Here is an 11,357-nt window from a genome sequence, read left to right on the forward strand (position 1 = left end):
AATCGCCGTGAACTATTGTTTACCGCTATTACTCGCGCCAAGACTGCATTGACAGGTTATTACACAGGAAAAATCCTTAGTACAGTATCAACCGCTTTTGCCAAGTTTCAAGCTCCTCCATCCCTTGCCGATTTGCTTTGAAATGAGCCACCCCATGAATCTTCTTTGGTATACATTGGAACGACAAGAACTGCCTCAACTCTTGATGAGTGAAATTACTCCCTCTTTAAATGGCCGTACCACTCCGACGTTTGGCAATTCAGGCGTTGCAATCGGCATGAACGAGTCAAGCCGCCCTCCAATAGCTGCTGTAACGTTAGTAGGAGAAAGGAAAGCTGAGCTGTTCTCTTGGCTATCGACTTATGCAGAGCATGTGTTTCCGTTAACACAATTTTGCAGGGTGTGCTCCGTTGAGGATTGGACTGACCTTAAGCTTCAAACGTATAAAGAATCTACAATTGGCACGGTTCACCCCATATGGTCATCACTTGTTCTTGGCGAAATGCTAGGTCAAGCTGACGCCGAGCTTGATGTCTCTGGCGTTCCTCTGGCTCGCGCAGCCGCATGTTTTTCTTTTGCAATTGCTCGCACTTCTCTTTTATATCCTGAACAGACAGACGCCGAAGCCACATGCATCAAGCGTATGGAGGCCGTCGAGCGCGACTCACGGTTTACCCGCCGACATATAAATGTTGGGGCCCTCAAGAAAATTTGGTCAACGGCTCTAACATTACAGGAAGTACCGCACGAATCGTTCAATTTTCTTGATACTGTTATACAAATCGTTTCTGCCGTTAGCAAGAAAGCTGCACGACTTTTAACTTCCAATCAATATTTATTAAGCGACTCAGCAGAGGAGCGTGTTATTGGTTTTGATGCCGTTGTTGACACCTTCTTCGGTATGCGAAATTCTGACGCTGTCGGCAGGGAAGGCGGTGCCGTTGCGCTTGCAGCGGCTTCGTTGCTAGTCGGCAGGGGTACCAGTCACATTCAATTATTAGCACCGGCAACAAAGGCATTCCCTGAAGTATTGGTGTGGTATGGCCTGCTAGCAGGTGTTCTCGGCCCTCGCAGCTGGGACAAAGCTTGGATGCAAAAGACTAAGGGTATAGAGAAAGCACTACGGCAATTCTTCCATCCTGATGAGCCAGTTATGGCCGATCTATGCTGGCCTGAATATGAATGGCTATCACAAACGTACGATTCACTTGAGGTACTCAGTACAACCCCAAAAACTGCTCTTAGAAGTTTGGCGATTGAACTGTTACCAGGTGTCGATTGCCAATTCCGCCTGATTGGTCAAGAGCCAAATTCGCTGATAAATGAAGAGTTAATTTTGATGGAGAGTCCTACTCCAGTTCGAGCGCCTCTAATAGCTGACGACACAATTGAACTCGCGTTAGATCTCATTACCCAGGTTCAGCAGTTGCTCCAGCCGCAACGTAATACACGCCCAACTCAGCCCGCATTATTCGACAATGAATCGCCATCAAAACCACAACGCCCTGCCCGGCGAAAATCAGGGGATAAATCAAATAAAGATAAGACTCTTGGTTGAATTAGCGCTACAAGCGTCCTCTAAACTAAAGGAAAACGCATGAGCACGCCACACATAGTCATACAGCGTCATGACGTTGGACTTTACGAATGGCTAGTACTGTACGGTCAAGACAAGATCGACGGTGAGGCGGGAGACACATCAATTACCGAGTGTTTAGTAAGTGCTCTCGGGGTCATTCCTGAAGATGAAAAATTAGCTGAAATCACATATCGAGGCATTCATATGGGCACTTTCCATATATTGCAAATTCAGGAGTACGCAGAAGGTGTGTCCGAGAGAATCGTAGATTTTTACGCGGAATTAGCGCCGCATCTCTGACCGACTCACATCCGCATTGGAGTCGGCTATAATTCTTGACCCATTCATTGACCCAATGAGATGCAAAAATGGCGCGAGTTGTGTCTTCTGGTTTCACCGGAGAGGCACGATAGGCTTACTGGTAGCGGGTGAGCGACGAGCAACGCGAAGCGGTGCGTCGACTGTTAATCTGATCTATACATGAGTTTTTGCGCCAAAAACAAAAAAACCGCATAAACATTGATGTTTATGCGGTTTCTCTTTACTTCCAACACCAGTTTTCTGGTGCCCACGGAGGGACTCGAACCCCCACACCTTGCGGCACATGGACCTGAACCATGCGCGTCTACCAATTCCGCCACGTGGGCCGTAATGCGAAGCCCAGTAAGGCTCACTGCAATTCCGAAGACCGAATAATACGTGCATTTGATAGCTTCAGTCAATCGGAGTTTGCGATTTTATGCAATTAATTGCTGTCCTCCATCGTGGACGCCGCAAATTCCGCAAGCGATCAGCGCTGCAACATCCATTCGTGCGCGGGATCGTTCTTGAAATGCCATTCACGCTTGGGGCCGGCCATCACATTCAGGTAATAACTATCGTAACCATGCGGCGCCACTACCGGGTGATAACCCCTGGGCACCATGACCACATCGTGATTCTCCACCGCCATCGATTGGTCCAGCGAACGGTCGTCGGTATACACCCGCTGGAAAGCAAAACCTTGCGGCGGATTGAGGCGATGATAATAAGTCTCCTCAAGAAAACTCTCTTGCGGCAGATTATCGGTGTCGTGCTTATGCGGCGGATAGCTCGATGAATGGCCGCCGGGCGTCACCACCTCCACCACCAGCAGATGATCGGCCGGCTCGGTTTGCGGCAGGATATCGCAGACATAACGGGTGTTGCTGCCCTGCCCGCGCACCGAGCGCTTGGCCATCCCCGGCGCGATCAGACGCGCACTCAGATCGCCATGGCCGGGCGCGCTGCAAACGGCAATTTCGGCATCGCCGTGGGCGCGGACGGTCACTGCATGGTGGTGCGGCGCATACACTGCATACGGCGAGCTTGGATCAAACACGCTTTGGCGTTCGCCGATTTCTTTCCACGCATGATCGCCGGCCTGCACGCTGACCACGCCGCGCAGCACCACGATGCAGACTTCACGTGCGGCGGTATTGAAATCGATCCGCTCGGCGGCGGCCAGGCGATAGGCGGCAAAACCGACAAATCGCCAGTTGGCCGATTGCGGCGTGACGCTGACGATTTCCTGCCCTTCTGCTTGTCCCTTGACGAGTAAGCTCATGCCGCCTCCCTGCCGTTGCCAGCCTCGATGGCGCGCACTAAATCGGCAAGATGGCGATAACCCATTTCAGCATATTGATAACTTGGAGCAACGGCCGGATCCTGCTCCGCCTCAACTACCAGCCAACCGGCGTAGCCATGCCGATACAGCAGGCGCAGCAAGCCATTGAAATCGATCGCGCCGTCGCCCGGCACGGTAAAGGCGCCGTTGATGACTGCCTGCAGGAAACTCCAGTTACCGTTGCGCGCCATCTTTACCACCGCCGGCCGCACATCCTTGCAATGGACGTGGCAGACGCGTTTGATATGCTTTTCCAGAACCGCCAAGGGATCGCCGCCGGCAAACGTGATGTGGCCGCTATCGAACAGCAAGCCGACTTCGTCGCCGCTCAAGGCCATCAAACGGTCGACATCGGCCGCCGTCTCGACATAAGCGCCCATGTGATGGTGGTAAGCCAGACGGACGCCGTGCGACAAGGTAAAGCGCGCAAACGCGGTCAGTTTGTCGGCGTATTGCCGCCCCTCCTGATCGCTCAGAAAACGCGGGCGCTTATACAGAGGGTCCGGCCGGCCTTGAATCGCATTGGCCACCTCGCCATACACCATGACCTTGGAACCGTTTTCCGCCAGCAGCCGCAAATGCGGCCCGACGGCGGCAATTTCATCTTCGACCGAACCGGTCGCCAGGCGGCCGGAATACCAGCCCGACACGCATTCCAGCTGATATTTACCGAGCACCGCCGCCAGCGCCGCCGGTTCCTTTGGAAATTTGTTGCCCAGCTCAAAGCCGCGATAGCCGATCTCGGCCCCTTCGGCCAGCGCCACTTCCAGCGGCGTTTCGCCGCCCAGCGAAGGCAGATCGTCGTTCATCCAGGAAATCGGATTGATGCCGATTTTTACGTTAAATGTCATGGTCTCTCTCGCAATATTCGAACTTGGTCACACTTTTTGACTGCGGCGGGCTTGCTCGTACTCGGCTCTGGCGGCTTGCACCTGCTGCCGCGGCGATACCTCCGGCACCGCCACCTCCCACCAGCAGCCACCGTCTTCGGTGGTGCGCGCAGGATCGGTATCGATGCATACCAGATAAGTACGGTCGGCAGCGCGCGCCCTTTGCAACGCGGCTTCCAGCTGCGGGATGGTCTTGACGTTTTCCGCCAGCGCACCCAGCGATTTAGCGTGCGCGGCAAAATCGATGACGGGCGCGCCCTGCGGCCCTTGCAGGCAATCCTCCAGCATGTTGTTGAACGGTGCGCCGCCGCAAGCCTGTTGCAGGCGGTTGATGCAGCCGTAACCGCGGTTGTCCAGCACCACGATGATCAATTTGCGATCCAGCATGACTGAAGTGGCGATCTCGGAATTCATCATCAGATAGCTGCCGTCGCCCACCATCACGATCACGTCGCGATCCGGCTGCGCCATCTTGACGCCGAGGCCGCCGGCTATCTCGTAACCCATGCAGGAATAACCGTATTCGACGTGATAACCGCCGGGAGTCGAGGTGCGCCATAGTTTATGCAACTCGGCCGGCAAGGTGCCGGCGGCGCAAACCACGATGTCATGCACGGTCGAATCGATGCTGGAGCGCTGCACCGCGCCGATCACTTCGCCGTCGTACGGCAGCGCCGGCGCCGCAATTTCTCGCTGACCGGTGATCTTGTCGACAGTAGCGCGCCAGGCGTTGGCCTGTTCCAGCGCCAGCGCATGCCAGGCAGTGCTGGAACGCCAGTCTTGCAAACCTTGCGACAAGGCAGCCAGCCCCAGGCGAGCGTCGGACAACATCGGCGTTGCCTGCCATTTGATGGCGTCGACGGCGTTAACATTGATGCTCAGCAGTTTTGCCTGGCCGAACAAGGAGTGCGAGCCGGTAGTAAAATCCTGCAAGCGCGTGCCTACCGCAATCACCACATCCGCCTTTTGCGCCAAGGCGTTGGCGGCCGGCGAGCCGGTTACGCCAAGCGCTCCCAGTTGCAAGGGATGACGCCAAGCCAAGGCGCTTTTGCCAGCCTGGGTTTCGGCCACCGGCACCGCATGTCTTTCAGCGAAACAGCGCAGCGCTTCGGTCGCCTCGCCATACAGCACGCCGCCGCCGGCAACGATCAACGGCTGTTTGGCGTTTTTCAACAATTCCAGCGCCGCCTGCAACTCGTCCGCCGCCGGCCCCTGGGCGCGGAATTTGACGGTTTGCGGTGCAAAAAAATCGGCTGGATAGTCGTAGGCCATGGTCTGCACGTCTTGCGGCAAGGCCAAGGTAACCGGGCCGCATTGGGCCGCATCGGTCAACACCTGGATCGCCCGCGGCAGCGCCGTCAGCAACTGCTCAGGATAGTAGATGCGGTCGAAATAACGCGACAAAGGTTTGAACGCATCGTTGGCGGAAACGCCGCCATCCTGGAAATTTTCCACCTGTTGCAGCACCGGATCGGGACGCCGCGAGACGAAGATATCGCCCGGCAGCAGCAGCACCGGCAAGCGGTTCACATGCGCCAACGCCGCGGCGGTCAGCAGATTGGTGGCGCCCGGCCCGATCGAGCTGGTAACGGCCATCATGCGCCGCCGCATATGGGTTTTTGCATAGGCGATTGCGGCATGCGCCATGGCTTGCTCGTTATGCGCGCGATAAGTCGGCAACTGTTCCCGATGCTGGTACAGGGCCTCGCCCAGGCCAGCCACATTGCCATGGCCGAAGATGGAGAAGACGCCGCCAAACAGCGGCACTACACCATCCGCAGTATCGACCCGCAAGGCCGCCAGATAGCGCACCAGCGCTTGCGCCATGGTCAGACGTATGGTTTTTCCGGCTACGCTCATGCTGCACGCTCCGCTGTCTTGGATTGCTCCTCGCTACGGCTGGCTTGCCAGACGCCGATCAGCTGTTCGAAAGTGGCCCTTACCTGCTGGATCAAGGTGGCGTCGTCTATCTGCCCTTGCAGCCAGAGCTTGGACGGTTCATGGAAAATCGTCCGGCCCACCATGAAACCACGGCAAGTCTTGCTGTGACGCGAGGCGCGGAAACCGGCCGCCAGTTCTTCCACCGGCGCCGCCAGGCCCAGCAGCACCACGCCGCGGCAATATGGATCGCGCTCGGCAATCAGGCGGTCGATCGCGTCCCATTGCTGGGCTGACATCGATTCCAGCTTCCACCATTCGGGATAGATCCCCAGGTTATATAGGCGCTTGATGCCGCGCAGCACAGTGTCGTCGGCCTTCGGCAAATCCTTGGGCGGGATGATTTCCAGCAGCAATTCGTGGCCGCTGACTTGCACCGCGTTGTACAAACCGCGAATCTGCGCTTCTTGTTCCAAACGTTTTTCGACCGCATCGTCAGGATGAAATTGCACCAAGCATTTGACCACATGCTCCTTGGGCCAGCTCAGCAGATGCGAGCCGATCGAGCGGCCATAATCGAATTCCAGCGGATTCGAGAGCGGCAATTCCACCGCATGCCCGACCCACCAGCCGCGCCCGGTGGCGGCATTCAGCGCATCCTGGCCATAGCGGTCATCGGCCAATATGCCGATTTTTCCTTGCAAGCCCAGCGCCTGCTCGGTGGCTGCCACCGCTTGCACCAGCAACTGCTTGAGCTGCGGCAAACGCGCTTCGCCGACGCCGGATTCACGCGCCAGCTCAAAGAACTGGTTGCGATGATCAAAGGCAAATACGTTCACCTCATCCCAGATCTTGCGCGGCGCCGTGACTCGGTGCAGGCGCTGCAGATGCGCGTCCTGGTCCGGCCGCTGCATGCGTTCGGCGTTATCCAGGAAATATGCCAGCTCGACCGGGGTCGGCATCGCCGGCGCGCAAGCGTGGCGCGACACCACCAAAGCGCCGCAAGCATTGGCGTAGCGGCAGCAGCTTTCATCATCTTCGCCGTTCAGCCAGCCTTTCAGGAATCCCGACAGGAAAGCGTCGCCGGCGCCCAGCACATTGAGCACTTCGACTTGCACTCCTTTGTAATTGAAACCTTCATCCAGCGAAGCCGGAATCGCACCATGAATGACCGCACAACCCAGCGGCCCGCGCTTGACCACCAGCGTTGCCTGGCTGACCGCGCGCACCGCTTGCAGCGAAGCGATGATGTCCTGGCCGCCGCCGGCAATCATGAACTCCTCTTCAGTGCCCACCACCAGATCAAATTTCGGCAGGATTCCCTGTAGATGCGCAGTCACGCCGTGGTTCGCAATAAAACGCGTCTCGCCGTCGCCCTTTTGCGTCAAGCCCCACAGCACCGGCCGGTAGTCTATATCCAGCACCGTGCGGACGTTGTTGCGACGTGCATACTCCAGCGCCAGACTGCTGCTGCGATGCACCTGCTCTGTCGAAAAATGGGTGCCGGTAATCAGCAGCGCCTTGCTGGAGGCGATGAAAGCCTCGTCGATATCTTCTTCGGCCAGCGCCATGTCGGCGCAGTTGTCGCGATAAAAAATCAGCGGAAAAGTGTCTTTATCCTTCAGCCCCAGCATCACCAGAGCGGTTAGCCGTTCCGGATCGATCTTGATCTGGCTGACATCGCAGCCCTCCGCCGCCAGCGCCGCCGTCAGGAACTGGCCGTTATGTTCATTGCCGACCCGCGCCAGCATCGCCGATTTCAGTCCCAGCCTGGCGCAGCCGAAAGCGATATTGGCGGAAGAACCGCCGAGATACTTGGCAAAGCTGCTGACATCCGCCAGCGGCGCGCCGATTTGCTGCGCGTACAGATCCACCGCGAGACGGCCGATACAAACCACGTCAAGCTTGCGGCCCGATGCGAAGGTGTTGTTAGTGTGTTGCATGAGTACGATCCTTAACTTGGATGTAGATGTAAACCTAAACCTGTATGCCTTCCAACTGATTCATCAGCGTCTGCATTTCCGCCCCGCCCGCCATCATGTCCAGCACTTCGTCCTTGCTGACATTGTCTTTAGTAAAAGTACCCATCGATTTGCCGCGATTCAGCAAGGTGAAAGAATCGCCGATCGGATAGGCGTGATGCACATTGTGGGTAATGAAAATCACCGAAATGCCGCGCTCGCGCGCCTTGTGGATCAGCTTCAGCACATTGAACGATTGCTTGACGCCCAGCGCTGCGGTTGGCTCATCGAGGATCAAGACGCGAGCGCCGAAGTGAATCGCGCGGGCAATCGCCAGGCATTGTTTTTCACCGCCGGACATGGTGCCGATCGCGTGGTGCGGATCGCGCACCATGATGCCCATTTCGGCCAGCTTGGCACGCGCCGTCTCGGCTGCATAGTCGATGTCCATCACGGTGATGCCGAACACTTTCTTGGTCGGCTCGCGCCCCATGAAGAAATTGCGCGCCACCGACAGCAGCGGCACCAGGGCCAGATCCTGGTAGACGGTGGCGACGCCGACATCCAGCGCCTCTTTCGGCGAATTGAAAGAGACCGGCTTGCCGTCGACCAGATACTGCCCTTCAGACGGTTTATGCACCCCTGCCAGCGTCTTGATCAAGGTCGATTTACCGGCGCCGTTATCGCCCAGCAGGCAATGCACCTCCCCCTTTTTCAAGCGCAGGGTGACATTTTGCAAAGCAATCACCGAACCGAAATACTTGCTGACGTTTTCCAGAGCCAGAATAGTGTCACTCATGATTACCTCGCCTCCGTCACACGGCGACGGACATAGTTGTTGAACAGGACCGCTACCAGCAGCATCACGCCGAGGAATACACGGAACCAGTCGGAATTCAGATTGGTATAGGTAATGCCGATCTGCACCACGCCGAAGATCAAGGCGCCGAAGCAAGCCCCGATCACCGAACCGTAACCGCCGGTCAGCAAGGCGCCGCCGATCACCGCGGCGATGATGGCTTCGAATTCCTTTTGCAAGCCGCGGTCAGCCGCAGCGGAGCCGACATCCGCCACCTGCAGCACCGCAAACAGACAGGCGCAGAAAGCGGTAAACACAAACAGCGAAGTCTTGACGCGTTTTACCGGCACGCCGACATTCTTGGCGGCATTGGCGTCGCCGCCGACGGCAAAGATCCAGTTGCCGAAACGGGTCCGGGCCAGGACAAAACTTGCGCCCAGCGCCAGCACCAGCCACCAGACGATGACCTTGGGAATGCCGGCAATCAGCGGCTGGCCGTTGGCCATGGTGGCGATCCAGCCGTGGCTGGCCATCCAGTGAAACAGCCCGCTGCCGAGATTGCCGGTGAACAGCCAGCTGCCGAGCCAGTCATGCGCGGCCAGATCGCCGACACCGCTGACGATGGTGCGGTTGGCGAACATGATCGACAGCGCCAGCGTCAAGCCGCGCAAGATGAACATGAACGCCAGCGTGACGATGAAGGACGGCAGCCTGGTCTTGACCACCAGATAGCCGTTGAGCCAGCCCAGCGCCATGGAACCGGCAAAGGCAAACATGACCGCCAGCCAGAACGGCCAGTGAAAATACACGGTAGGAATCGCCACCATCATGCCGGCAAAACCGATCATCGAACCAATCGATAAATCGAACTCGCCGGCGATCATCAGCACACAGGCGCCGATCGAGATCAGGCCCAGGTAGGCGGCCACCTGCATCCAGTTGATCACGCCGTCCAGGTTGAACATGCCGGAATCGCCTGCGGCAAAACCGAATATGACAAACACCAGGATGACGCCTGCCAGCGAGGCAAATTCCGGGCGTCCGAGGAAGTGCTTCAAGGAGCCTTCCTTGCGCACTCGTTCGTCTTTCGGGGCGTTATTCTGCTGCGCCGGGCTGCTGCCGTCGGCGGCCAGCTTGTCAGCGTGCGCACTGCTTGAATTCATGACTGTATCTCCTGCTGTGTTGGCCATAATCGAGGTCATTAGCTAACCTCGGACTGGCCGCTTTATAAGATGTAGCGCTGGGGTGCAGCGTAATCGTGCGGACGTAAGCCGGCCCGGGCGAATCGTCTCCCCTGGTTTTCAACTTGCCGGCTGCCGTAGCATCGTTATGCGTCGTTACGGGCAGCCGTGGAATGTAAAGAAAAGCGATCGATCAGCGATATTGACCAGCGTATTTCAACACTTTATCAAGATTGTCCTTGGTGATGTAGCCAGGACCGGAGCTGATGTGGCGTGGGCCGTAGCTCGGCGCCAGGCCATATTCGGCCAGCCGCGCCTGGAACTTTGGATTGGCTTTCAGCTTGGCTTGGATGGTGGCAACATCGGTGGTTTTGTTTTGCGTCATGATGGCCAGGACCGCAACCGGGATATAGCCTTGCAAGTAGGGTTGCTGGTCAATCGCGAACTGTACCGAACCGTCCTTGATACCCTTGGCCACTTCTTCCGACAGATCGAAAGTGGCGAACCACATCTTGCCTTTCAAGCCCATTTTTTGCAGCGCGCGCAGGCTTGGCGAAGCGGAATCGGGACCGAGCGCCAGCACCGCCTGGGTACCGGGATTGTTGCGCAGATAGGCGCTGACCTTGCTTTCGATACCGGTAGGATCCTGGCCCGCATCCAGCGTTGATTTTTTATAATCGACGCCAATCGCTTCGGCAAAACCGCGGCAACGTTCAAAGGACGACGGGTTGGTGGCGTAGTGGTTGACGCACAGGAAGGATTTGATGCCGGCCGCCTTGGCTTTCTCGCCGGCGCCCTTGCCTGCATCGTATTCCGGCTGGCCGACGTGCATGATCGCGCCCAGTTCTTCACTCTGCTGCTGGGTGCCGGAATTGATTGTCACCAGCGGGATCTTCTTGGCGGTGACGTTTTCCATGGCTTTCCTCAGCACGCTGAAATCGGCAATGCTGGCGATCACGCCATCGTAATGGCGGGCTGCCGCCTGCTCGATCAGGCGCGACATGTCGGCCAGGTCGCCGTTAGGCGGGTTGCGGTAATCGACCGCGACGTTGAAATCTTCGCCGGCCTGCTTGATGGCGTTCTTGATGGTATTCCACCAGGAATCGGAATCCGGTGCATGGCTGATCAGGACAAATTTCTCATTCGCTGCATAACTGCTGTTCATGGCGCCAAAGCTCATCGCCAATGCCGCCACTATCAAGGCCCTGCCCAGGCCCTTGCTTCTGAGTCGTTGCATAGTTATCTCCGTTGTTGTTTTATTCACTAGGGCCTGTTAGCAATTGATTTGGGAGTGCGACCGCGCGGCAGGCGTTGCGTGCCTAGGCGCAGCGACGCGACGTAGCGGTGCTACGGCAAGGAGTTGCAACAACGGCATGCGACGCCTGCAGCCGTTCCCGAAGGGTTCCAACCAAAACGTGCGCTGG

At 57.2% G+C, this 11,357-nt stretch carries 9 protein-coding genes and 1 tRNA gene; 2 read left to right on the forward strand and 8 right to left on the reverse strand.

The window, feature by feature from the left end:
- Positions 1-154 precede the first annotated feature (154 nt).
- Together KHU33_RS23825 and KHU33_RS23830 are read left to right on the forward strand one after the other, a co-directional pair.
- The gene (locus KHU33_RS23825) at positions 155-1,558 is read left to right on the forward strand and encodes a hypothetical protein (RefSeq protein WP_211467616.1); all 1,404 of its coding nucleotides are present in this window, start codon (positions 155-157) and stop codon (positions 1,556-1,558) included.
- Between the two features lie 39 nt (positions 1,559-1,597).
- Positions 1,598-1,879, forward strand: a complete 282-nt coding sequence (locus tag KHU33_RS23830; protein ID WP_211467618.1) for a hypothetical protein — start codon at positions 1,598-1,600, stop codon at positions 1,877-1,879.
- A gap of 262 nt (positions 1,880-2,141) precedes the next feature.
- Here KHU33_RS23830 and KHU33_RS23835 read toward each other — a convergent pair.
- From KHU33_RS23835 to KHU33_RS23870, 8 genes are all read right to left on the reverse strand, one after another.
- Positions 2,142-2,226, reverse strand: a tRNA-Leu gene (locus tag KHU33_RS23835).
- A 143-nt stretch (positions 2,227-2,369) separates the two neighbouring features.
- Complete coding sequence (gene iolB / locus KHU33_RS23840; protein ID WP_211467620.1) at positions 2,370-3,164, reverse strand: 5-deoxy-glucuronate isomerase; 795 nt, start codon at positions 3,162-3,164, stop codon at positions 2,370-2,372.
- Positions 3,161-4,075, reverse strand: coding sequence for a myo-inosose-2 dehydratase (gene iolE, locus KHU33_RS23845; RefSeq protein ID WP_211467622.1), 915 nt, complete (start codon positions 4,073-4,075; stop codon positions 3,161-3,163). Before iolE ends, iolB begins: the two co-directional genes overlap by 4 nt.
- Before the next feature lie 27 nt (positions 4,076-4,102).
- A complete protein-coding gene (gene iolD, locus KHU33_RS23850; RefSeq protein WP_211467624.1) occupies positions 4,103-5,974 on the reverse strand; it encodes a 3D-(3,5/4)-trihydroxycyclohexane-1,2-dione acylhydrolase (decyclizing) in 1,872 nt (623 codons plus the stop codon).
- Positions 5,971-7,935 carry a bifunctional 5-dehydro-2-deoxygluconokinase/5-dehydro-2-deoxyphosphogluconate aldolase gene (locus KHU33_RS23855; RefSeq protein ID WP_211467626.1) on the reverse strand — a complete coding sequence of 655 codons (1,965 nt, stop codon included), beginning with the start codon at positions 7,933-7,935 and terminating at the stop codon, positions 5,971-5,973. The genes iolD and KHU33_RS23855 overlap by 4 nt, the downstream gene beginning before the upstream one ends.
- Positions 7,936-7,969: 34 nt before the next feature.
- Positions 7,970-8,752: an ATP-binding cassette domain-containing protein gene (locus KHU33_RS23860; RefSeq protein WP_211467628.1), complete on the reverse strand. Its 783-nt coding sequence runs from the start codon at positions 8,750-8,752 to the stop codon at positions 7,970-7,972.
- Positions 8,753-8,754: 2 nt separating this feature from the next.
- The gene (locus KHU33_RS23865; protein ID WP_329956118.1) at positions 8,755-9,915 is read right to left on the reverse strand and encodes an ABC transporter permease; all 1,161 of its coding nucleotides are present in this window, start codon (positions 9,913-9,915) and stop codon (positions 8,755-8,757) included.
- Between the two features lie 211 nt (positions 9,916-10,126).
- A complete protein-coding gene (locus KHU33_RS23870; protein WP_211467630.1) occupies positions 10,127-11,170 on the reverse strand; it encodes a sugar ABC transporter substrate-binding protein in 1,044 nt (347 codons plus the stop codon).
- Between the last annotated feature and the right edge of the window lie 187 nt (positions 11,171-11,357).

Origin of the sequence: Collimonas silvisoli (genome assembly GCF_018305005.1) — a bacterium.
Taxonomy (GTDB): domain Bacteria; phylum Pseudomonadota; class Gammaproteobacteria; order Burkholderiales; family Burkholderiaceae_D; genus Collimonas; species Collimonas silvisoli.